We start from the raw sequence: 21,830 nt of genomic DNA, 5'->3' as shown, positions 1-21,830 counted from the left end.
GCGTGGCGGTCAACGGCGGCCCGACCAATCCCACCGCACCGGGCGGCGGTGGGCAGCCGAGCGTGTCGGCCCTGGTCACCATCAACAGCGACGTCCAGCCCGTGTGGGAGACCGAGGCACTGCCCGACTGGGTGGTCAACTGGCTGATCCCCATGCTGTCGGCCGGTCAGAAGTGGCCGGAGGCCAGCGAGAGCGGGCTGTCGAAGCTGGCTCACGCGTACGGTGACCTCGGCACGACCGCCGTCGGCAGCACGCAGGACGCGGGCACCGCCGCCCGCACGGTCGCCACCGGCTGGAACTCGCCCTCCACCGCGGAGTTCGTCTCCAGGGCCCAGGTCCTGTACGGCAACGAGGGCGGGCTCGCCGGGGTGTCGGCGAACGCGCACGCGTACGGGCAGCAGGCCAACAACTTCGCCGTCGAGACCCAGTACTCCAAGCTCTCCATCAACGTCGCCTTCTGGGTGACGGTCGTGGCCATCGCCATCGCCCTCGTCGCCGCGTTCTTCAGCGCCGGGTCCACCACCGCCATCATCGGGCCGTACGCGGCGGCGGCCCGCGCGGCCATCAGCCGCATCCTCGTCAGGCTGGCCACCGTGGGCGGCAGGTCGCTGACCGCGTCCCGGCTGGCCAGGGTGACCACGCTCAGCGGCGCCACCGGCCGGGGCGTCATCGCCAGGCTGCTGGCCACCTCGCTCGGCCGGGAACTCGTCGAGGAGATCGGCGAGGAGTTCTTCATCGACGCCGTCGCCCAGTACCAGCAGATCCGGATGGGCACCCGGCAGGAGTGGGACTGGAAGAAGTCCCAGGCCGCGGTCATCGGCGCGGGTGCGGGCGCGGTCATCGGCACCCGGCTGTCCGGGCCGGTGTCCCGGGTGACCGGCTCGGTGCCGGGCTTCGCGGGGCGCGCGCTGACCACCGGCGCGACGAACATGATCGCCTCTCCGGTCGGCAGTTTCTTCGCCAACGGCGCCGTCTACGGGCAGTGGCAGAACCCGTTCACGGCCGAGTCCATGATGGGCGGGTTCCTCGGCGGCGCCGGTCGTGCGGGGTCGATCAGCCCGTTCAATCCCGACGTCTACTCCGCGCTGGCCAACCCGGTGTCCACGCTCGCCTCCGCGTACGACTCCGCCGCGCGCACCGACGCCGCCCGCATGGGCGGCGACCCGCCCGCCGGGCCCACGACCGGTGGCAATCCGTCGAACAACGGGCCCTCCTCCGACAACCAGCCCGCCGGGCAGGCGCCCGTGCGCGGGGGCGACCCCGGGTCCGCGCGGACGAGCACCGCGCCGGGCCAGGGCGGGACGACCCGGTCCACCACGTCCACGGCCACCCTGCCGGACACCGACACGACCACGAACCGGCGCGCCTCCGCCCCTTCGAACCCCGACGACCGGCCCGAGCAGCCCGACCGTCCCGCGCGCCCCGACCAGGACACCGACCAGCCGTCCCCGGACACGTCCGAACCTTCCGCGCGCACCACCCGCACGACGGACCAGCCGTCCCAAGACACCGACACCGCCCAGTCGTCCCCCGACACCCGCACGACGGACCAGCCGTCCCAAGACACCGACACGCCGTCCCCGACCGATTCGACCGGGCAACCGTCCCAGGACACGAGTACGGCGGAGCAGCCGTCCCAGAACGCCCGCACGACCGACCAGCCGTCCCAAGACACCGGCACGCCCTCCCCGACGACCGATTCGGACGGGCAACCGTCCCAGGACACCGGCACCGACGGGCGGACCGTTCAGGATCCTTCGGACGGCGCCACGACGACGGCTCAGGCGCCGGACGGCGGCACCACGCAGACCGGCGCCGCCGCCGCCCCGACGTCCCCGGCCACCGGGACCGCTCCCGCCACCGGCCCCGAGCAGGGCACTACCTCCAACGGCGCGGGCGTGTACCAGAGCAAGCCGGGCACGGTCACGTCGCGGCCGGTCAAGGACACCCGGTACGTGCCCAGCGGCCGACAGGGCCCCGACATGACGCTCGACGACGTGCGGGCGGCGACCCAGGAGCTGGCCACCCAGTACTTCCGCGACGGCACCGTGACGGGCTTCACCTGGTCGCAGGACGGCAGCACACTGGCGGTGCACACCACCACGGACGGCACCCAGTACTTCCGCCCGGTCATCGGCCGCCTGTCGAGCGACGGCCTGATGGCCGAGACCGTGGTCAGGAAGCAGTCGAGCAAGAGCAACCCGCACGAGGTCCGCTTCAACCCGAACGTCACGAACGACCAGCTCTCCAGGGTCTGGCTGCACGAGATCACCGACACCCTGCAGAAGCTGCGGTCAGACGGCCGCAAGGGCTTCCTGCGGCGCCGCAAGGCCGAGGCCCGCCGCGACCACTGCGTGACCGCCCGCCTCAACGAGATGGCGCTGCTGTCCGACAAGTGGCACAACGCCCCGACGGCGCAGGAGCAGCGACTGCTCGCCATCGACATCGAGGGCGTGGCCCAGGAGCTGCGGAAACACGGCCAGACCCCGCCCGCCCGGCCGTGGGCGCCCACGCAGGCCACCCGGAAGCGGCACGCGCCGCCGTTACCGCAGGGACGCCTTTCCGACGACGACGTCCGAGAGCTCATCACCACGCTGGCCAAGGCCAAGCAGGAGCTCCAGCTCCAGATCACGGCGAAGGAGACCAGCGCCGCCGAGGCACGCGAGGCGGCGCTCAAGGCCACCGCGGACGCCCGGAAGGCGCTGCGGCAGCACGATTCGGGCCGGTTCGAGCGCGCCCGGCAGGCACGCAAGGAGAGCAGGAACCACCGGGCCACGCAGCGCCGGCACCTCCGGGTCGCCAAAGCGTACGAGCGGGCGCTGAGCCGGGCCGAGCAGGCCGAGCAGACGTACGCGCGGCTCCTGGCGGCGCGGCAGCAGCCGCTCCGGCCCAACCAGCACGGGGTGCCGAGCGTGTCCAGGCGCACCAGGCGGCTCGAGGGCGCGGTGCTGACACGGCACCAGCGCTACCTCGACGCCCTGGCCAGGGCGCTGCCGCAGCCGGCCTCCCTGTCCACCGCGATGCCGGCGGGCACCCTCGCCCACCTGAACGCCCTGACCGACACGGTCAACGACATGCTGGCCCGCAACGGGGCGCGGCACCGGTTCACCCCCGACGAGCTGGAACGCGCCGTACGGGCGGACTTCCACCGGATAGTCTCCCCCGACGGCCTGGTGCTGCGCGTGGGCCGGGGCGGCACGGCGGCGGAGCTCAGGATCAAGCTCACCCTCGCCGACCTGGTCGAGGTGCTCGACCCCGGCGTCAAGGCGTCGGAGATGATGGTGGGCCTGTTCTTCCAGGCTGCCCGGACGGTCTCCGCAACGCAGACGGCCAGCGTCGGCGGCTCCGCCGGGTTCAACACCAAGAGCCTGGCGAAGGCCCTGCCGGAAGGCGATCTGGCGTCGGCGCTCCAGCTGCTGGGCATCGCCCTCGGCAGCTCCGGCGGGCACAGCCAGTCCTCGACCGGCGGCGCCGGCATGTACGCGCAGTGGGGTTCCGTCGCGGACAACCGGAGCGAGTCCCTGCTCTTCGACGCCGAGGCCAAGTGGACCGTCGAGATCCGCACGGCGCGGGAGCGCGGCTGGCGGGAAGCCACCGAGGTGACGTCCGGCGCCCCCGGGGACCCCGCCGCCCAGCGCCTGTGGGTCTCGCACTCCTACACCGACCAGCCGCCGAGAAGGCTGACCCGGATCGACGAGAGCCTGCGCGACCCGAAGGCCCCCAACCTCGTGGTCAGCGACATGCCCGGCCTAGAGGACATGTTCGACAAGATCGCGGAGGAACTCGGCGGCGACTACGCCAAGATCGGTGAGGACACCCGCGCGAGCCTGCACGGCTTCGTCACCGCCGAGCTGCCCCACCGGTTGCGGGACGCGGTCAACGGGGGGATCGAGCGCGTCTTCACCGTCGACGGGCGGCCGCACGCACGGGTGCGCGCGGAGAGCAAGATCATCCTGGTGGAGAGCGAGGTGCTCGGCGGCTCCACGGCCGAGGAGTGGGAGGAAGAGGTCCTCGTCGACTTCGTCGCCACGTCCGGCGGCGCGACCGCCAGCAGGTCGATCGGCGGAGAGGTCTCGGCCTCGATCGGCCACGAAGGGCTGGAGGACCTCGACGGGCCCGGTGACTACAGCCCGAACCTCGGCCCGAAGGCCAAGGGCTCCGTGGGCGGGTCGCGGTCGTCCTCGTCGACGGCCAACAGGCAGGCGATCCATCCGAGCGTGCACAGGAAGATCAGCCCGAAGCAGGGCTACCGGCTCATGGTGGAGACCACGTTCACCGTGGAGAAGTACGGTGAGGACCCGGTCACGCTGGACCCGATGCGCGGCAAGGTGACCGCGAGCATGCGGGAGTCGGCCGCCTACCGGTACGGCCTGCCGGTCGACCAGGCGGCGCTGGTGCTCCGGAACGGCCGGCCGGTCACCGACGCGAACGGGAACCCGGTGCTGCGGGGCGACCCGAACCAGGACCCGCCTCCCGGCCGGAAGCCCGAGCTGCCCCGCTTCATCGGCCACGGCCCCGGGAAGATGCGCGGCGCGGGGCCCGCCCTCGTCCAGGAGATCGACGGGCTGGACCGGTTCCGGCAGAAGGTCATGGACCAGCTCGCGGAGAAAGGACTCATCCCGAAGATCGTCGACGGCAAGCCGAAGTACGCCTCCGGCAAGCTCGCGCGCGACGCCCAGATCCTCAACCTGCAGGAGGTCACCAAGCAGCTGTCCGACAGCCGGATCAGGGGCGCGTACGACTCGCTCGCGCAGGACGGCATCGTCTTCGACCTGGTGAAGCAGGGCGTCAACAGAGCGCCCGAGCATTTCTCGCTGAAGATCTCCCTGGAGCAGGACTTCGACCGGGGAACCACGTACATCGGGCACACGGAGTCCGAGACGGTGGTCAATCTCGAGATCAGCTCCGACACCGTGGCCCGGGCCCTCTCCCTGGTGAGGAACTGGGGCGTCGGCGCCTCCTTCGGCCTGAGCGACGGCCCCCCGGAGGGGCAGAACGGCATGTTGAACGAGTTCGGCGCCGGATACGACTTCGCGAGGACGCTCGCGCACGGGCTCAGCGTCGGCGGCACGAACAACGAGGTGCTTCTCTACGAGAGCAAGGGCCCTCTCGGGATCTTCCAGCAGGCGGGCGACCTGAAGGCCGAGCTCCTGCACGGCGGCGAGACGACCACGCTGACGTCCGACCGCACCTCGGCCAAGCTGCTGTTCTCGGCCGATCTCATGCCGCCGGACACCGAGACGCCGCCCGCGACGCTCGGCAACGTGTCCCCGGAGGCGCGGGCCAAGATGAGGCTGCTCCACCTGGACGTGCCCGATGTGTGGCGCGCGGCGCGCGAGGTGCTGCCCCGGGGGACGCGCGAGGACTCCCCGGCGTTCCACAAGATCTTCTCGCTGCTGAACGTGCGCCATCTCGTCTCGCACGCCAAGTTCCTGAACGGGCCGATCGTCTCCGACCTCATCGTCCGCGGCCAGGGCATGCCGTCGCGGTCGTCGCTGTCGGTCTCGGGCGAAATGGGCCAGGCCACGGTCGTGGGCATGGTCGACCAGGTGTACGGCGACATCCTCTTCGGGCTCGGCAGCGCCGGCGTGTCCTGGGGCGGGACGTCCGGCCACACCACCGGCAGCTCGTCGAAGGTCGGCGACGTCGACGACGGCGGGAAGAGCAGCGACAGCGGGTCGACCGCGCCCGGCCGCTCCAGCGGCACCTCCGAGTCGACCGCATTCACCAACATCTGGGGCACGGAGGAACTCCTCATCGAGTTCGGCCGCCAGTACGTCATCCAGGCGCCGGTGGATCTCACGCTCACCGGTTCGGAGACCGCGGCGCCCGGGCTGCCGGGCGCCGACGTCACGCTGCGCACGAACGCCGCCCCGGCCCAGGGCACCGGGCTGTTCACGATCTCCGAGTACGACGCGCTGGTCCTCTACATGGAAGGCAAGCTCGACCTGCCGCCCCGGCTGGTGAGCGACGCCATCGAGCGCCTGCGCAACGGCAGCCTGCCGCTGGACGCCGACGTGGCCGTACCTCTGGTGCAGAAGTATCTGCTGGACGTCGCCCGCGCGCGGAGCGCCGGGGAGGACGTCGGCTACGCCGACCGGCACACGCCGACGGCGCTGCTCGACACGATCAACGAGCTGACCGGGCTCGGGGAGAACCCGAACTCCCCGAACGCCGACAAGGAGCAGCAGCTCCAGAATGTGCTGAGCGAGGCGATCGACCTCATCGAACGCTCCCGCGACGTCGTGCTGGCGCCGTCGTTCGACATGGCGACGGGCATGTCACTGGTGGAGTCGATCACTCTGACCGACGAGCAGGGCACGGTGATCTCGTCTCGCGAAGCGGTGGAGGCCGCCATCCTGGCTCAGGAGCCCGAGGCGGGGGACCGTATCCAGAACGAGCAGGATCTGGACACCGACTTCTCCGAGAACTCCATCAGGATCCACCTCGACGACGCGTGGTCCCGCCGCGGCTTCGAGCGGAGTTACGCCCTGCGGGCCGACGATCCGTCGAAGCCGCCGGAGGAGCTGACGGTCAAGTACCGGCTGATCCCCATGGATCCCGCGGATTCGCGGAGGGCCAAAGCTCTCACGCACTCGAAACTCTCGGGGATCATCAAGCAGCTCTACGCCTACATCGACCGCACCTTCTCGCGGTCCCGGACGGTCTCCTACGCCGCGGGCCTGAATTACAACGGCAGCGACGACGGCCAGGGCGACGGCGCCGGCCTCGCGACGGACCGGGGCCATACTTACACGCACTCCGTCAACACGCAGAACACCCGCCTGAACCGGATCGGCCTGTTCTTCGGGAACAACCGGGTCCGCCAGGACGACATGATCGCCGTCGTCCAGGTCTCTCGGCACCGGGTGGGTGACGAGCCGGACTTCGGCCCTGCGGTCGTGCTCGACGCGTCGCTGGTGCGGCGGGTCCCGACCGGCATGATCATGTCCGCTGACCGGGACCCGGGGCCGATCTCCACCGCGCCCGACCCCCGGCAGGCGGAGCTGCGGGCCGGGATGGTCCCGGCGGCGATCTGGGAGGATCCGGCCAAGCCCGACCTGTTCGAAGTGATCACCAAGCAGCTGTCGAAGATGGTGGGCGCCAAGACCGTCCGGGCACAACGGTCGTATCTGGTCAACCGCCTGGCGCGATCGGCCCTGCTGCCCGCCTTCGAGCGGATGTCCGGGCAGGTCGGTGACGTGATAGAGATTCCCGGCAGCCACGCCCGGAACAAGGCCGCACAGGTCACCGTCCACGCCCGCACCTCGGACCTCACCATCGTCGCCGGACCGTTCGACGGGGAGAAGGGCCAGGTCAACAGGCAGGCCGAGTCCCACAACGTCTCCATGTCCCGCAGCCGGGTCATGCCCGTCGGCGCCAACGTCAACGGGAGCAACGAGGATTCCGGCCTGAACGGCGGCATGCGCGGCGGCGAGCAGGTGTCCGAGACCGTGAGCGACCATCACGGCGCCCGGCGCGAGCGCAGCAGCTTCGAGAAGGGCGCCCTGTACATCGTCCGGTTCAGGGTGGACTTCGACCTCACGTTCGAACGGGCCAAGCGGGCTCCGGGCCAGGAGCAGGACACCACCGGCAAGCCCGTCCACATGCCGAGCGCCGCGAACGGCCTGGTGGACGTGGTCCTCACCGGGGAGGAACTGGAGGAGCTCATCCACCGGATGGAGTCGAACGTACGGCTCGCTCCCGCATTCGATCCGGACACCAAGTCGCAGCGATTCGTTCCGGATGACTCCCGCCGTGGGCTGATCCAGGTACTGCAGGCCGCGCGTCTCGCCGCCCGCGACCGGGGCGTTCCGGTTCGCGTGAGGATCCGCGAGCAGGGCACCATGCACGATCACGTGGCCGCCCCCGACGGTTCGGTGCACAGCATGACCCCGGACAAGGCCGAGTTCGCCGCCGCGTTCGCCACCCTGCCTCCCGCCCTGCTGGACGCCGCCGACCAGGCCGGCCTCCAGCTGCACCAGGCGTTCCTGACCTCGCGGCTGCGCGCCCCGTTCGTCCAGCAGGTCAGGGCCGCGTTGAACGAGCGGGGCTTCTTCATGGCGGAGGCCTCGAAGCCGATCTGGCCCGCCGACGTCCGCAAGCCGCAGTCCCCCGTGGGCGGCAGCGTCGCCCAGGGCTGGGCCGGCGGCGCCTCGCCCTCCCCCGCGATCGAGGGCACGGTCTTCGACCGGGCGGCCCGGCCCGACGGGACGCCCGACCTCACCCTGGAGGAGGCGCGCGGGCAGGACCTCACCGTGCACGACCTGGGCGGCGCCGCCGCGTACCTGTCCTGGACGGCCGGCGACCGGCTGACCGTCCAGTTCCCCGCCGCGCCCGACCAGCACGTCCGGGTGGTGATCGAGGACCCGGGCGCGGGGCTCAACGGCTCCACCGAGGTACGCGCGGGCACGCCGGAGGACCCGCACGTGATGCGCCTATGGCAGCGGACGCACCCGGACGTGGTGTCGTCGATCATGGTGCACGAGCTCTCACACGTCGCGCAGGCCGTCACCGCGGCCGCGGCCGGCACGCCGCAGGGCGTGGTCAGGCCGTCGTCGCCGGACCGCGAGGGCGACGACCTGTGCCTGCTCCCCCGCCTGGACGAGCACGTCCACCTGGCGCGCCGGTGGCACGCGGCCACCGACCCGGCCGTCCGCGGGCGGCTGGCCGACGCGATCGACGCCATCGCGGACGACCTCGAACGCCGGGGCCACACGCCGCCCCCGCCGCCCTGGGGCACGGGCCCGCGCGACGCCGCGCCCGAGCAGAACCGGATCGCCAGGCTGCTCAGCGGCGGCCCGGCGGCGGACCCCGCCCTCGCGGCGGCGCATCGGCTGTCGCTCCCGGAGACGGCCGCGGTCGCCGCCGTCCAGCGCGCCGCGGCCGCCATGGACGCCCGGGTCCACGTCCGCGCGCCCGGCCGCCTGGACATCGTCCTCCCCGGCCGCCCGCCCATCCCCGTCGAGATCCATCCTCCGGGGTCCGCCGTGCCCGAGCAGCGCCGCGCGCCCGAGCAGGGGGCGCTCACGTTCCAGGTGGACGCGCGGCTCACGATCGGGGCGAACGAGCGCGCCGCCGCCGCGGCGACCGCGCAGGCGATCGCGCGGGCCAGAGGGCAGGCGGCAGCGGACCAGGCGGCCCTGGCGGAGCTCTACGAGGCCGTACGGCAGGTGCGGGCGGCCACCACGGCGCAGCGGCCCGGCCGGTTGGGCGTGCTGTTCGACCTGGTCAACGCCCACCCGGAGGTGCTGCGGCTGGTACCGGAACCGGTGGCGGCCGAGCTGGCGACGCTCGCGGCGGGCGACCGGCCCCGCGACTGGCCCGCCCACCTGCAGCGCTTGCGCACGCTCGCCAACACCACCGGCTGGCTCCCGCCGGACCAGGCGTGCCAGTGCCCGGACGGCGAGCCGTGCACGTGCGGCCGCGGCGGAGGAACCCAGCCGGACGTGCCCGGCGATACCGTCATCGCTCCGGAGCAGGTGACGGCCGGCACGGTCCGGGCATGAGCCGGACGCCGGAGTTCCGGCATCATGGGGAATCCCGAGCGAGAGGACGGTCATGACGTTCGCGGTGGCGAGGACGAGGGACGAGGCCCACCTCTATCTCGATCTGCACCCGTGCGCCTGCGGGTCGGTGGAAACCTCCTGGCAGAGCGGGCTGGTCAGCGTGGACGGCGGGCTGGTCAACCGCTACCACGGCACGTGCGAGGCGTGCGGGACACCCCGGGAGTACGTGTTCGGCCTGCCGGAGCGGCCCCTGATGCCCGCCGGTTATCCGACGTTCGGCGGGGAGGAGCCGTCGGAGCTGCTCGACGCGGGCGAGTGGATGTGGGTGGCCGACCTGTCGGCGGGCAACGTGCCGACGGACGACCCGGCCGAGGCGGAGCGCACGCTGCGGGTCGCGGCGGCGGCCGTGGCGGAGGTGGTCAAGTTCGTGCCGCCGGGCGCGGACGAGGTGCCCGACGACGGGTTCTGGTCGGAGCGGGGGCAGCGGATGCGGGCGCAGGAGCCGGGCCGGTTCCAGCTCGACCGGCTGCTGGTCGTGCGGGACACCTACCAGGGGCTGGTGGAGCGGTATGCCTGAGCGGAAGCGCGCCCGCACGCTCGTGGAGGCGTACGTGTACCTCGACCTGGCCGGCGGCTCGCGCGACGCGACCACCCAGGAGACGGCGGACGGCTGGGTGGTGCGCCTCGGCGGGGCGGAGGTGCTCGTGCCCCGCGAGTCCGAGGCGCGGGCGAGGGAGCGGGACCTGGTGTTCGGCGCCGGGGTGTCGGAGCTGATCGACCCCGGCCAGTGGGTGCTCATCGCGACCACGTACGCGCGCCGGGCGATGGAGGGCGCGCTGTACTCCGCCGCCGACCCCTCGGACGCCCGCAAGCACGACGAGGTGGCGTCGGGCTGGCGGTTCGCCGCCGAGGCCCTGGAGGAGGCACTGAAGTTCTTCCCCGACGGCGCCGCCGAGCTCGAATCGGAGGAGTTCTGGACGGAGACGGGCAGGTCGCTGCGCGCGTCGGAGCCCGACCGGGTCACCAGGGCCAAGCTGGAGAAGGACCTCGCCTTCTACCACCGGAGCCTGGACGACTTCCTCCGCCTGCACGGCCGCTGAGACGACGACAAGCGGAAAGCCCCGGCCCACCATGGTGAGCCGGGGCTTTCCCGTCGAGTACGCCGCCAGGGACTCGAACCCCGGACCCGCTGATTAAGAGTCAGCTGCTCTGACCAACTGAGCTAGCGGCGCTTGCGGGGATGAATATACCGGCGATTCGCATGCTGGTCGAATCGGTTGGACGCGGACATCTCCGGCTAGAATAAAGTTCGGCCACCAGACAGGAGCATCGATGTTCGCATCCCCCGCCGACGTGACCGAGCGGCTCACCGCCGTCGACTATCTCTCCGACGACGCCATCTCCACCTCGGTGTTCCTGGCCGCCGCACTCGGCAAGCCGCTGCTCGTGGAGGGCCCCGCGGGCGTCGGCAAGACCCAGCTGGCCAAGGCCGTCGCCCAGGCCACCGGGTCCGCCCTGGTCAGGCTCCAGTGCTACGAGGGCCTGGACGAGGCGCGGGCGCTGTACGAGTGGAACTACAAGAAGCAGCTGCTGCGGATCCAGGCCACCAGCGCCGACGACGACATCTTCACCGAGGAGTTCCTGCTGGAGCGGCCGCTGCTCAAGGCCATCAGGGCCGAGGAGCCGACCGTGCTGCTCATCGACGAGATGGACAAGGCCGACGTCGAGGTCGAGGGCCTGCTGCTGGAGCTGCTGTCCGACTTCCAGGTGACGATCCCGGAGCTGGGCACGATCGTCGCCAGGCGCAGGCCGTACGTGGTGCTGACCTCGAACGCCACCCGCGAGCTGTCGGAGGCGCTCAAGCGGCGCTGTCTCTACCTGCACATCGAGTACCCGACACCCGAACGCGAGCGCGACATCGTGCTCGCGCAGGTGCCGTCGCTCCCCGCCGGCGTGGCCGAGCAGCTCGCCCGCACGGTGGCGACGCTGCGCGCGCTGGAGCTGAAGAAGGCGCCGTCGGTGGCCGAGACCGTCGACTGGGCCCACACGCTGCTGGCGCTCGGGCGGGGCGACCTGGACGAGGAGACGGTGGCGGAGACCTTGGGCGTGGTGCTCAAGCACAACTCCGACCACGAGCGTGCCGTCAAGGAACTCGGGCTGGCCTGATGTCGCTCGTCGACAGGCACATCGGATTCATGCACGCGCTGCGGGACGCCGGGCTGCCCGTGTCGCTGGCCGAAGGGCTGGACGCGGCGCGGGCGCTACAGGTGATCGACCTGGTCGAGAGGGAGTCGCTGCGCGAGGCGTACGCGGCCACGCTGGTGAAGAAGCCGGCCAACCGGCCCGGCTTCGACGTGCTGTTCGACCTGTGGTTCCCGCCGACGACGAGCGGCCTGCGGCAGCGTGAGGACGTCGACCTGGACCAGGCCCCGGTCCCCGAGCTGCGCGAGCACCTGGCCGGGCTGCTGATGGACGGCACGGAGAGCGAACTGCGCGCGTTCGCGCGGGCCATGGTGGGCCGTTTCGGCAGGCAGGAGGCGCGGCCGGGGCGGCAGAACTGGTTCTCCTACAGCGTGCTGCGCGCCCTGTCGCCCGAGACGCTCATGGCCGGCATCCTGCGCGAGGTGCTGGCCGGGCAGGAGCGCGGCGGGCTGGCCGAGAAGACCGCCCGGCAGCGGGTGAACTCGGGCATCAGGCGGTTCGAGGAGGCGGTCTCCGCCGACGTGCGCCGCCGCATCGCCGAGGACTCCGGGATCGAGAAGATCGCCCGCTCGGCCGTGCGGCCGCCGCTCGACCAGCTCGACTTCCTCCGCGTCACCAAGGCCGACCTGGCCCGGCTGCGCCGCGAGGTCCATCCGCTGGCCCGCAGGCTGGCCGCGCGGCTGACGATCAAGCACAGGAAGGGCAGGCGCGGGCGGCTGGACTTCCGCCGCACCGTGCGGGCCTCGCTGCAGAGCGGCGGCGTGCCGATGGACACCCACTTCAAGCCGCCCCGGCCGCACAAGCCCGAGCTGGTCATCCTCTGCGACACCAGCGACTCGGTGTCGTCGTTCGCGCACTTCACGCTGCTGCTCACGTACGCGCTGCGGGAGCAGTTCACGAAGGTGCGGGCGTTCGGGTTCGTGGACACCGTGGACGAGATCACCCGGTTCTTCCAGCCCGGCGCCGACGTGCTGGACGCGATGAGCCGGCTGGCGACCGAGGCCGACATGGTGCGCTTCGGCCGCACCAACTACGGTCACGCGCTGGAGACGTTCGCCGAGCGTTACGGCGACGCGATCGGCCCGAAGAGCTCCCTGCTCATCCTGGGCGACGCCCGCTCCAACTACCAGCCGCCCGCCCTGGAGGTGCTGAAGTCGCTGGCCGGCCAGGCCCGCCACGCGTACTGGCTGAACCCGGAGCCGCGCCGCCAGTGGGACACCGGCGACTCGATCGCCACCGACTACGGCACGGTGGTGCCGATGCACGAGTGCAGGAACGTGGCCCAGCTGACCGCGTTCATCGAGGACATCGCCTGACCCGTCGCCGGCGGCGGGTCAGACGCGCTGCAGCTCGCGGGCGGCGGTGCGGGCCAGCAGCTCGATCTGCGCGGCGTCCAGCAGGGCCTTCTGGTTGGCCTTGATGTGCCTGGCCACCAGGCGCGGCTTGAGGAAGGTGACGCCCTCGGCCGTGAGCGAGCCGCCGCGCGGCAGCATGCCGCAGTGGACGGCCATCAGCGGGCTGATGGAGATCTGGATGCCGGTCTCGCGGCCGAGCAGCTCGGCGAACGCCTGCGCGGCGTCGCACAGCGGCTTGGCCGTCTTCGTGCCGTACTTCTCGCCGAAGAACAGCCGCCCGTTGTAGGAGGCGATCTCGGTGTCGGGGCTCCACGACTCGTTGTCGACGATCCACACCCCGCCCGGCCCGATCACCAGGTGGTCGATGGACGCCTGGTCCCTGATGGCGCGGCCGTCGAGCACGCGATAGCCCTGCCTGCCGAGTGAGCGCCGCAGCAGCCGGCCCGTGATGGCCTCGCCGCGCCGCCTGCCCCGCCAGACCGCGGTGGCCCGGAACGCGCGCCAGTCGAGCCACCAGTCGATGCCCGCGACGACGCCGCCGAGCGCGACGGCGTAGAGGACGGGCGCCGGAAGGGTGAACCGGAGCGCGATCGCGAACCCGGCGACGGCTCCCACCGCCGCCTTGACCATGCGGGAGCGGCGCCTGCTCTGGGCTCCCTCCCGCCAGAACTTCTCGTACCACCACTGCGGAGACGATCCTGTGAATTTCTCGTCCTGCTGCACGTAGATAGAGCCACCGGGCACGGCAAACTCCCCGAATGAAGATGTCGTGAAACCACAGGATCTGCTACGCCGAAGATCCCTCGCCGAACTAAGAGATACCCCATGCCGAAGCAAGGCGAGCCTAAGGTGACGTAATTGGTACCTCCAGGGCCACAATCAAGACGCTCAACCGACCAGTCGGTATGCTTGCCCCGTGAAAGATGAACCGGTACGCCAGCGGCTCCTCGGCGAGGCCACCAGGCTCTTCGCCGAGCAGGGCTTCGAGAGCACCTCGGTGCAGGAGATCGTCGTCGCGGCGGGCGTCACCAAGGGCGCCATGTACCACTACTTCGACTCCAAGGACGACCTGCTGCACGAGATCTACGCCAGGGTCCTGCGCATGCAGATGCAGCGCCTGACGCAGATCGCCGACAGCGGCGGCACGGTCGTGGAGCGACTGCACCGGGCGGCGGCCGACGTGGTGGAGACCACGACGGACAACCTCGACGACTCCAAGATCTTCTTCCGCTCGATGCACCTGCTCGCCCCCGAGACCCGCAAGACCGTGCGGGCCGAGCGCCGCCGCTACCACGAGCGCTTCCGCGACCTGGTGCTGGAGGGCCAGCGCGAGGGCGTGTTCAGCGACCGGGTGCCGGCCGAGCTGGTCGTCGACTACTTCTTCGGCTCGGTGCACCACCTGGGCACCTGGTTCCACGCGGACGGGCCGCTGACCGGTGCCCAGGTGGGCGAGCACTTCGCCGACCTGCTGCTCACCTCACTCGGGGCCGGGCACCCCGGCGAGTGAGGCCAGCGCCTCCCGGTGGTCGCCCGGCGTGCCGAGCGCGACCTCCGCGGACTTGGCGCGCTTGAGATACAGGTGCAGCGGGTGCTCCCAGGTCATGCCGATCCCGCCGTGCAACTGCAGCGCCTCCTCCGCGGCGCGTACGGCCACGCCCGCGTTCCACGCCTGGGCCACGGCGGCCGCGACCGGCGTGTCCTCGGTGACGGCGTTGCGGGCGGCGGCGCGGGCGCGCACCACGTCCAGCCACAGGTCGGCCAGCCGGTGCTTGATCGACTGGAAGGAGCCGACCGGCCGGGCGAACTGGTGACGCTCCTTGACGTAGGCCAGCGTGGTGTCCAGGCACCACTGCGCGACCCCGTACTGCTCGGAGGCCAGCAGCCCGGCGCCGAACCGCAGGACGGCCACCAGGTCCACGTCGCCCACGCGGGTGGCGCCCGCGCCGTCGAACGTGACGGTGGAGACGGGCCGGGTGAGGTCGAACGAGGTCTCCGCCCGCACCTCGGCGCCCTCCACGTGATACAGGTCGCCCTCGACCGGGACGAGCAGCACGTCGGCCACGTCGGCCCCGGCGACGCCGGTGACCGTGCCGGACAGCGTCCCGCCCGAGTGCCGCACCGACGCGCCGCGGTCGGGCCGGTACGGGGACGCGGCGAACGACACCGCCAGCGCGGCCGTCGAGCGCCCGTCGGCCAGCCGTTCGAGCAGCTCGCCCGCCCCCGCCTGGACGAGCGCGCGGGTGGCCAGCACCGAGCTGGTGAAGAACGGCACCGGCGCGATGCCGCGGCCCAGCTCCTCCAGCACGACGGCGGCCTCGCTGGCGGACGCGCCCGCGCCGCCGTACTCCTCGGGGACGATCAGCCCGGCCACGCCGATCTCCCCGGCCAGCGTCTTCCACAGGTCCGGGTCGTACGGCCGCGACTCGGCGCGCTTGAGCACCGCCGACGGCGGGCAGCGGTCGGCGAGCAGGTCGCGCACGGCGGCCCGGAGCTCCTCCTCGACCTCGGAATACAGCAGGCTCATCGCGGCAGGTCCTTCCAGGGCACGTCCTTGTCGATGCGGGGTTCCGAGGGCAGGCCGAGCACCCGTTCGGAGATGATGTTGCGCAGGATCTCCGAGGTGCCGCCCTCGATCGAGTTGCCCTTGGCGCGCAGGTAGCGGTAGCCGGGGCCGCGGCCGTAGAAGTCGACGGTCTCGGAGCGGCGGAAGGCGTAGTCGTCGTAGCCGAGGTCGCGCAGGAACTCCATCTCCAGGCCGGTCAGCGCCTGGTTGAGCTTGGCGAACGACAGCTTCATGCCGGACCCCTCGGGCCCCGGCTGGCCGGCGGCGAGCTGCTCGCGCAGCCTGGCGCCCGACAGGCGGGTCACCTCGGCCTCCACCCAGAGCGACAGCAGCCGCTGGTGCAGGTCGTGGGTGCGCAGCTCGGGGTGCTCCCGCCAGGAGCGCAGCACGCCGCCCACCATGCCGCCGCCGCGGGCGCCACCGCCGCCGCCGATGGCCACCCGCTCGTTCATCAGCGTCGTCTGCGCGACCCGCCAGCCGTCGCCGACCGCGCCCAGCCGCAGGTCGTCGGCGAGCCGGACGCCGGTCAGGAAGACCTCGTTGAACTCGGCCTCGCCGGTGATCTGCCGCAGCGGCCGGACGTCGACGCCGGGCGCCTGCATGTCGCAGACGAAGTACGTCAGGCCGCGGTGCTTGGGCACGCCGGGGTCGGTGCGGGTGACCAGGATGGCCCAGCGGGCGTGGTGGGCGCCCGACGTCCACACCTTCTGTCCGTCGACCACCCACTCGTCGCCGTCCCGGACCGCCCGGGTGGCGAGCGTGGCCAGGTCGGAGCCGGCGCCGGGCTCGCTGAAGAGCTGGCACCAGATCTCCTCGCCGGTCCACAGCGGCCGCAGGAAGCGCCGCTGCTGCTCCTCGGTGCCGAAGGCGAGGATGGTGGGCGCGGCCATGCCCAGGCCGATGCCCTGCACGCCGCCGTCGATCTGCGGGGTGCCGGCCAGCTCCCGCTCCACGACCGCCTGCATGTCACGGGAGAGCCCGAGACCGCCGAGCCCTTCGGGGAACCAGACCCAGGCCAGGCCGGCGTCGAACCTGGCGCGCAGGAACTCCAGCCGGTCGCCTGCCGGGTCGTTCTCACTCAGGAACGCGGCGACGCGTTCCTTGAGCCGTGCTTCGTCCACTCCAGCTCCTGTCGTCGGGGGATCACATGTGCTTCTTGAGCTCGCGGTAGGCCAGCGACCGCTTGTGCACCTCGTCCGGCCCGTCGGCCAGGCGCAGCGAGCGGGCCCCGGCCCAGAGCCCGGCCAGCGGGAAGTCCTGGGAGACGCCGCCCGCGCCGTGCACCTGGATGGCCTTGTCGAGGATCCACTCCACGGTGATCGGGGTGGAGATCTTGATGGCCTGGATCTCGGTGTGGGCGCCCTGGTTGCCGACGGTGTCCATGAGCCAGGCGGTCTTCAGCACGAGCAGGCGCAGTTGCTCGATCTTGATGCGGGACTCGGCGATCCAGTCCTGCACCACGCCCTGCCGGGCGATCGGCTTGCCGAACGTGGTCCTGGCCAGCGCCCTGCCGCACATCAGCTCGACGGCCCGCTCGGCCATGCCGATCAGGCGCATGCAGTGGTGGATCCGGCCGGGGCCGAGCCTGGCCTGGGCGATGGCGAAGCCGCCGCCCTCCTCCCCGACGAGGTTCTCCGCCGGGACGCGGACGTCCTCGAAGAGGATCTCGGCGTGCCCGCCGTGGTCGGCGTCGTCGTAGCCGAAGACGCTCATGCCACGCCGGATGTCCATGCCGGGGGTGTCGCGGGGCACCAGGATCATGCTCTGCTGGCGGTGCTTGGGCGCCTCTGGGTCGGTCTTGCCCATCACGATGAAGATCTTGCAGTTCGGGTTCATCGCGCCGGAGGTGAACCACTTGCGGCCGTTGATGACGTACTCGCCGCCGTCACGGACGATCGAGGTGGCGATGTTGGTGGCGTCGGAGGAGGCCACGTCGGGCTCGGTCATCGCGAACGCCGAGCGGATCTCGCCGTCGAGCAGCGGGCGCAGCCACTCCTTGCGCTGCCACTCGCTGCCGAACATGGAGAGCACCTCCATGTTGCCGGTGTCGGGCGCGGCGCAGTTGGTCGCCACAGGCGCCAGCCGCGGGCTGCGGCCCATGATCTCCGCGAGCGGCGCGTACTGGAGGTTGGTCAGCCCGGCGCCGTGGTCACCGGGCAGGAACAGGTTCCACAGGCCACGCTTCCTCGCCTCGTCCTTCAGGTCCTCGACGAGCGGCGGGACGCCCCAGCCGCTGGCCTTGGCCTGCTCATCGAAGGCGGGCTCGGCCGGGTAGACGCACTCGTCCATGAACTGCAGCAGGCGCCGGCGAAGGTCTTCGGTGACGCTGTCGAAAGCGAAGTCCATGCCGGGAGCCTACCGACCGGCCGGTATGGCTGTCGACAGTGGTCTCCGCCAAAACCCGCCAGGTGGCTCTCTCCCGTACGGACCGGTCCCCCGTAAGGTCACCGCCATGACCGCACACCTTCCCGCACCCGTGACGCTGGAGAACGACGTCGTCCGGCTGGAACCCCTCTCCCCCGGCCACGTGCCGGACCTGTTCGCCGCGGGCGGCGGTGACGACGAGGTGTGGCGGTGGATGCCGATCGCCACGCCGCGCGCCGAGGAGGAGCTGGCGGCGGCTGCCCGGGCGCTGATCGAGGACGACAGGCACGTGCCGCTGGCCGTGCTGCTCAAGGAGACCGGGCGGGCGGTCGGCTGGACCGCCTACTGCGACGTGCCGGGGTTCGACGAGAGCGTCGAGATCGGCTGGACCTGGTACGGCCGCGCCCACTGGCGCTCGGCCGTGAACACCTCCTGCAAGCTCCTGCTCCTCGACCACGCCTTCGACAAGCTCGGCCACAACCGGGTGCTGCTCAAGACCGACGCGCTCAACCTGCGCTCCCAGGCCGCCATCAAGCGGATCGGCGGGCTGCACGAGGGCACGCTCCGCCGCCACCGCCGCAGGCCGGACGGCACCTGGCGCGACACGGCCTGCTTCGGCATCCTCGACGACGAGTGGCCGTCCCACCGCGCCCGCCTCACCGGCTGACACCCGCCCCGCCGCCGTCCCGGTGTCAGCCCCGCCGCCGGCTCCGGCGGGCGTCGCTCCGGCCGTCGCCCTGGTCGGCGAGCATGCCTCTCAGCAGATCCCGCACGCCGGCCCGCAGGTCGTCCGGCGACGGCTCGGCGCCCGCGCCGGCGATGACGTCGAACATGACGCCCTCGGCGAACGCCACGAGCTGGCGGCCGTGCCGTACCGGATCGCGCGAGCCCGCGGCGGCGAGCAGGGCGACGGCGGGATCGCGGAACCGGCGGCCCGCTCTGTCGTAGATCTCCCGCAGCTCCGGCCGCCTGGTCGCCTCCAGCGCCAGCTCGTAGCGGGCCAGCGTGCGCCGCCGGTCGCGCAGCTGGGCCGTCAGCACTCCGGCGAGCAGCTCGGTCAGGTCGGCGCCCGGCGGCGGCCCGTCGCCCATCGCCTCCGAGAACAGCCGCTCCTCCAGGTCGGTGAGCCGCGACAGGGTGAGCTCCAGGAGCGCGGCGCGGGTGCGGGCCACGTTGGACGTGGACCCGGGCGGCAGCCCGGCGGCCTCGTCGACCGCCCGATGGGTCAGCCCGCGCATGCCCCGCTCGGCCAGCAGGGTGATCGCCGCCTCCGCCACGGCCTCGGATCGCTTCACGGACCCCGATACTACGCTTGTAGTCCAAACTACGGGCGTAGTATGTTGCCACTACAGAAGTAGTGAGGGGATGGACATGAAAGCGATCGTCATCGGCGGCGGCATCGGAGGGCTGACCGCGGGTGTCGCCCTGGACCGCAAGGGATGGGACGTCACCGTCCTGGAGCGGACGCCGAAGCTCGAACCGGTCGGCTCCGGGCTGGCCATAGCGGTCAACGCGCTGCGCGCCCTCGACACCGTAGGACTCGGCGACCCGGTGCGGGCGCGCGCCAGGATGCAGGGGCAGATCGGGATCCGCAGGCCCGACGGCCGCTGGCTCACCCACACCAGCGGCAGCGCGGCCGAGGAGCGCTACGGCGACCGGACGGCCGTGGTGCTGCTCCGCGCCCAGCTGGTGGACCTGCTGGCCGAGGCGCTCGGGCCCGACCGGCTACGCCTCGGCACCACGGTCACCGGCGTGGACGCCGCCACGGGCACCGTGCGGACGGACGCCGGCGAGTTCACCGGCGACCTGGTCGTGGCGGCCGACGGCATCCACTCCCCGACCCGCCGGGCGCTCTTCCCCGGCCATCCCTGGCCGGTCTACTCGGGGGTGACGGCCTGGCGCGGCCTGGCGCCCATGCCGGCCGCGACGCCGCGCAACAGCGAGACCTGGGGCCGGGGGCTGGTGTTCGGCGCGCACCCGCTGGACGAGAAGACGGTGTACTTCTACGCCACCGACGTCGCGCCCGCAGGCGGCGCCGCCGGTGACGAGAGGTCGGAGCTGGTGCGCAGGTTCGGCGGCTGGCACGAGCCGATCCCCGAGCTGCTGCGCACCGCCGACCCGGCCCACGTCCTGCGCAACGACCTCTACTACCTGCGCGAGCCGCTGCCCGCGATGCACGCGGGGCGGGTGGCGCTGCTGGGCGACGCGGCCCACGCGATGACGCCCCACCTGGGCCAGGGCGCCTGCCAGTCGATCGAGGACGCGGTCGTGCTCGCCCACCTCGCCGGGGGCGACCTGGCCGCCTACACCGAGGCCAGGCTGAGCCGCACCGCCGGGATCGTGCGCAAGGCCATGAGCATCTGCCGGACGACCAAGCTGCGCAACCCGCTCGCCGTGGCCCTGCGCGACCTGGGCATGTCGCTGGCCACGCGGGTCACGCCAGATCTGATGCTGCGGCAAATGGACGGGGTTCTGCGGTGGCGGCCACCGGCGCCGGCCGGGAGTGATCGGGTGCGAGACGGCCGAGCGTGATCGTGCCGGCGATGGTCAGCGCCGCCGCGCACACGGCGGGGATCGCGGTGGACGGGCTGGTCGGCAACGACTCGCCGAGCAGCAGCGCGCCGGCCATCACCGACGTGATCGGGTCGACCACCTGCACGCCCGCGTAGGCGATGCCGAAGTAGCCGACCGCGTAGGAGCGCTGCAGCAGCACCACCGCGAAGATCAGCAGCACCGGGATGGCCAGCGTGAACCAGTGGACCAGCCGCCCGAGGTCGCCCTCCAGGCCGCCCCCCACCACCCGGACGAACGTCGAGACGCTGGCCGTGACCGCGCCCGCGCCGATCGCCAGCAGCATCGCCCTGACCGGCCCGCGCACCCGGGCGGCGGCGACCTGCGTGGCCAGCGCGATCAGCGTGATCACGCCGATGAACCCGAGCGCGGCCCCGTCGCTCAGCCGGGGCGTGACGTCCTGGTGGGGCACCAGCATCATCAGCCAGAGCAGGCCCACCGCCACCGCGATCGAGCCGAAGATCTCCGCCTTGTACGGTTTGCGACCGTACATGAAGGCGGCCAGCGGCACCGCGAACACCAGCGTCGCCACGCTGATCGGCTGGACCGCCACCAGCGGCGCGAAGCTCAGCGCGACCGCGTGGAGGCACGCGCCGGTGAACCCGATGACGCCGCCGATCCACCATCGGGGGCGCCGCATCAGCCTGAGCGACGCGCCCTCGGCCACGGCTTCGTACTGCTGCAGCGCCGCCCCCAGCGCGTATCCGAGAGCGCCCGCCAGCGCGATGAGCACGCCGATCCAGGTCATGGGCGTGCTCGGTGGGGAGGAGATCCTTGGAGCATTGCCCCAGCTTAGAGGGTACGCGCCAGCCCCGAATCATCCTTTAGGCCATTCTTCCCCTTAAGGGGGCCGCGATCTGGCCCTCCGGGTTCAGGACTTCTCTGGGCAGACGCAGAACGCGTGGCCCTCCGGGTCCTGCATCACGATCCAGCCCACGCCCTCGTCGGTGACGCCCGGCTGGAACTCCGGCCTGGTGGCGCCCAGCGCGACGTACTCCTCGACGGCCTTCTCCACGTCGGGCACCCGGAAGTCGAAGTGGAACTGCTTGGCGGGGCTGGGCCACGGGACGGGCTCGCGGTCGGGGACCCTGCCGAAGTAGATGTTGGTCGTGCCGTCGCCCACGGCGGCGTACTCGTCCTCCGAGTACTGGATGGGCAGGCCGGTCAGCTGGTGGTAGAACTCCGCCAGCTTCTTCGGCTCCGCGCAGTCGATGGTCGTGGCAAGGAGCTTCGCTTTCGTCGTCATGCTCCGCAGCCTTCCAGGCA

Annotated in this window: 15 protein-coding genes and 1 tRNA gene; 8 read left to right on the top strand and 8 right to left on the bottom strand. The window is 72.0% G+C overall.

Annotated features, from left to right (window positions below; genetic code table 11):
- Positions 1 to 2 precede the first annotated feature (2 nt).
- The 3 genes from ACZ6YG_RS17720 to ACZ6YG_RS17710 are packed head-to-tail and all read left to right on the top strand — an operon-like array spanning position 3 to position 10,609.
- On the top strand, positions 3 to 9,509 hold the full coding sequence (locus ACZ6YG_RS17720) for a WXG100-like domain-containing protein (protein ID WP_466018587.1): 9,507 nt from the start codon (positions 3 to 5) through the stop codon (positions 9,507 to 9,509).
- Positions 9,510 to 9,561: 52 nt separating this feature from the next.
- The gene (locus ACZ6YG_RS17715) at positions 9,562 to 10,086 is read left to right on the top strand and encodes a hypothetical protein (RefSeq protein WP_148029599.1); all 525 of its coding nucleotides are present in this window, start codon (positions 9,562 to 9,564) and stop codon (positions 10,084 to 10,086) included.
- A complete protein-coding gene (locus ACZ6YG_RS17710; protein ID WP_148029598.1) occupies positions 10,079 to 10,609 on the top strand; it encodes a hypothetical protein in 531 nt (176 codons plus the stop codon). The genes ACZ6YG_RS17715 and ACZ6YG_RS17710 overlap by 8 nt, the downstream gene beginning before the upstream one ends.
- 58 nt (positions 10,610 to 10,667) lie before the next feature.
- On the opposite strand, the gene ACZ6YG_RS17705 is transcribed toward ACZ6YG_RS17710, so the two are convergent.
- Positions 10,668 to 10,741 (bottom strand) — tRNA-Lys (locus ACZ6YG_RS17705).
- A gap of 100 nt (positions 10,742 to 10,841) precedes the next feature.
- Here ACZ6YG_RS17705 and ACZ6YG_RS17700 point away from each other — a divergent pair.
- Complete coding sequence (locus tag ACZ6YG_RS17700) at positions 10,842 to 11,675, top strand: AAA family ATPase (protein WP_148029597.1); 834 nt, start codon at positions 10,842 to 10,844, stop codon at positions 11,673 to 11,675.
- Positions 11,675 to 13,027: a vWA domain-containing protein gene (locus ACZ6YG_RS17695; protein WP_466018586.1), complete on the top strand. Its 1,353-nt coding sequence runs from the start codon at positions 11,675 to 11,677 to the stop codon at positions 13,025 to 13,027. Before ACZ6YG_RS17700 ends, ACZ6YG_RS17695 begins: the two co-directional genes overlap by 1 nt.
- An 18-nt stretch (positions 13,028 to 13,045) precedes the next feature.
- Here the strand turns inward: ACZ6YG_RS17695 and ACZ6YG_RS17690 are convergent, their stop codons facing one another.
- A complete protein-coding gene (locus tag ACZ6YG_RS17690) occupies positions 13,046 to 13,810 on the bottom strand; it encodes a nuclease-related domain-containing protein (RefSeq protein WP_271275384.1) in 765 nt (254 codons plus the stop codon).
- Between the two features lie 172 nt (positions 13,811 to 13,982).
- Here ACZ6YG_RS17690 and ACZ6YG_RS17685 point away from each other — a divergent pair, with 172 nt between their 5' ends.
- A complete protein-coding gene (locus ACZ6YG_RS17685; RefSeq protein WP_148029594.1) occupies positions 13,983 to 14,573 on the top strand; it encodes a TetR/AcrR family transcriptional regulator in 591 nt (196 codons plus the stop codon).
- Here the strand turns inward: ACZ6YG_RS17685 and ACZ6YG_RS17680 are convergent.
- The 3 genes from ACZ6YG_RS17680 to ACZ6YG_RS17670 are packed head-to-tail and all read right to left on the bottom strand — an operon-like array spanning position 14,544 to position 17,975.
- Complete coding sequence (locus ACZ6YG_RS17680; protein ID WP_148029593.1) at positions 14,544 to 15,590, bottom strand: acyl-CoA dehydrogenase family protein; 1,047 nt, start codon at positions 15,588 to 15,590, stop codon at positions 14,544 to 14,546. The two genes, ACZ6YG_RS17685 and ACZ6YG_RS17680, sit on opposite strands and share 30 nt — an antisense overlap.
- On the bottom strand, positions 15,587 to 16,750 hold the full coding sequence (locus ACZ6YG_RS17675) for an acyl-CoA dehydrogenase family protein (protein WP_219543766.1): 1,164 nt from the start codon (positions 16,748 to 16,750) through the stop codon (positions 15,587 to 15,589). Before ACZ6YG_RS17675 ends, ACZ6YG_RS17680 begins: the two co-directional genes overlap by 4 nt.
- Before the next feature lie 22 nt (positions 16,751 to 16,772).
- Positions 16,773 to 17,975 carry an acyl-CoA dehydrogenase family protein gene (locus ACZ6YG_RS17670; protein ID WP_466018585.1) on the bottom strand — a complete coding sequence of 401 codons (1,203 nt, stop codon included), beginning with the start codon at positions 17,973 to 17,975 and terminating at the stop codon, positions 16,773 to 16,775.
- Between the two features lie 106 nt (positions 17,976 to 18,081).
- On the opposite strand from ACZ6YG_RS17670, the gene ACZ6YG_RS17665 reads away from it, so the two are divergent.
- The gene (locus tag ACZ6YG_RS17665; protein ID WP_219543764.1) at positions 18,082 to 18,660 is read left to right on the top strand and encodes a GNAT family N-acetyltransferase; all 579 of its coding nucleotides are present in this window, start codon (positions 18,082 to 18,084) and stop codon (positions 18,658 to 18,660) included.
- 25 nt (positions 18,661 to 18,685) lie between these two features.
- Here ACZ6YG_RS17665 and ACZ6YG_RS17660 read toward each other — a convergent pair whose 3' ends face one another.
- Entirely contained in the window at positions 18,686 to 19,288 is a 603-nt protein-coding gene (locus ACZ6YG_RS17660) for a TetR/AcrR family transcriptional regulator (protein WP_466018584.1), read from the bottom strand.
- Positions 19,289 to 19,364: 76 nt separating this feature from the next.
- Between ACZ6YG_RS17660 and ACZ6YG_RS17655 the strand changes: the two genes are divergently transcribed.
- Positions 19,365 to 20,525, top strand: a complete 1,161-nt coding sequence (locus ACZ6YG_RS17655; RefSeq protein ID WP_466018583.1) for an FAD-dependent monooxygenase — start codon at positions 19,365 to 19,367, stop codon at positions 20,523 to 20,525.
- On the opposite strand, the gene ACZ6YG_RS17650 is transcribed toward ACZ6YG_RS17655, so the two are convergent.
- Together ACZ6YG_RS17650 and ACZ6YG_RS17645 are read right to left on the bottom strand one after the other, a co-directional pair.
- The gene (locus ACZ6YG_RS17650) at positions 20,428 to 21,312 is read right to left on the bottom strand and encodes a DMT family transporter (protein ID WP_148029588.1); all 885 of its coding nucleotides are present in this window, start codon (positions 21,310 to 21,312) and stop codon (positions 20,428 to 20,430) included. The genes ACZ6YG_RS17655 and ACZ6YG_RS17650 overlap by 98 nt on opposite strands.
- A gap of 123 nt (positions 21,313 to 21,435) precedes the next feature.
- Positions 21,436 to 21,810 carry a VOC family protein gene (locus ACZ6YG_RS17645; protein WP_148029587.1) on the bottom strand — a complete coding sequence of 125 codons (375 nt, stop codon included), beginning with the start codon at positions 21,808 to 21,810 and terminating at the stop codon, positions 21,436 to 21,438.
- Positions 21,811 to 21,830: the final 20 nt, after the last annotated feature.

Source organism: Nonomuraea sp. NPDC054003 (assembly GCF_055585125.1).
The sequence above is the reverse complement of the archived record's forward strand: the minus strand, read 5'-3'. Positions and strand labels throughout refer to the sequence as shown.

What these genes read in the sequence shown, in the direction of transcription:
- ACZ6YG_RS17665 (WP_219543764.1), top strand. Translation starts at nt 18,082, where the DNA reads ATGACCGCACACCTTCCCGCACCCGTGACGCTGGAGAACGACGTCGTC.
- ACZ6YG_RS17715 (WP_148029599.1), top strand. Translation starts at nt 9,562, where the DNA reads ATGACGTTCGCGGTGGCGAGGACGAGGGACGAGGCCCACCTCTATCTC.
- ACZ6YG_RS17650 (WP_148029588.1), bottom strand. Translation starts at nt 21,312, where the DNA reads ATGACCTGGATCGGCGTGCTCATCGCGCTGGCGGGCGCTCTCGGATAC.
- ACZ6YG_RS17710 (WP_148029598.1), top strand. Translation starts at nt 10,079, where the DNA reads ATGCCTGAGCGGAAGCGCGCCCGCACGCTCGTGGAGGCGTACGTGTAC.
- ACZ6YG_RS17695 (WP_466018586.1), top strand. Translation starts at nt 11,675, where the DNA reads ATGTCGCTCGTCGACAGGCACATCGGATTCATGCACGCGCTGCGGGAC.
- ACZ6YG_RS17655 (WP_466018583.1), top strand. Translation starts at nt 19,365, where the DNA reads ATGAAAGCGATCGTCATCGGCGGCGGCATCGGAGGGCTGACCGCGGGT.
- ACZ6YG_RS17670 (WP_466018585.1), bottom strand. Translation starts at nt 17,975, where the DNA reads ATGGACTTCGCTTTCGACAGCGTCACCGAAGACCTTCGCCGGCGCCTG.
- ACZ6YG_RS17700 (WP_148029597.1), top strand. Translation starts at nt 10,842, where the DNA reads ATGTTCGCATCCCCCGCCGACGTGACCGAGCGGCTCACCGCCGTCGAC.
- ACZ6YG_RS17680 (WP_148029593.1), bottom strand. Translation starts at nt 15,590, where the DNA reads ATGAGCCTGCTGTATTCCGAGGTCGAGGAGGAGCTCCGGGCCGCCGTG.
- ACZ6YG_RS17645 (WP_148029587.1), bottom strand. Translation starts at nt 21,810, where the DNA reads ATGACGACGAAAGCGAAGCTCCTTGCCACGACCATCGACTGCGCGGAG.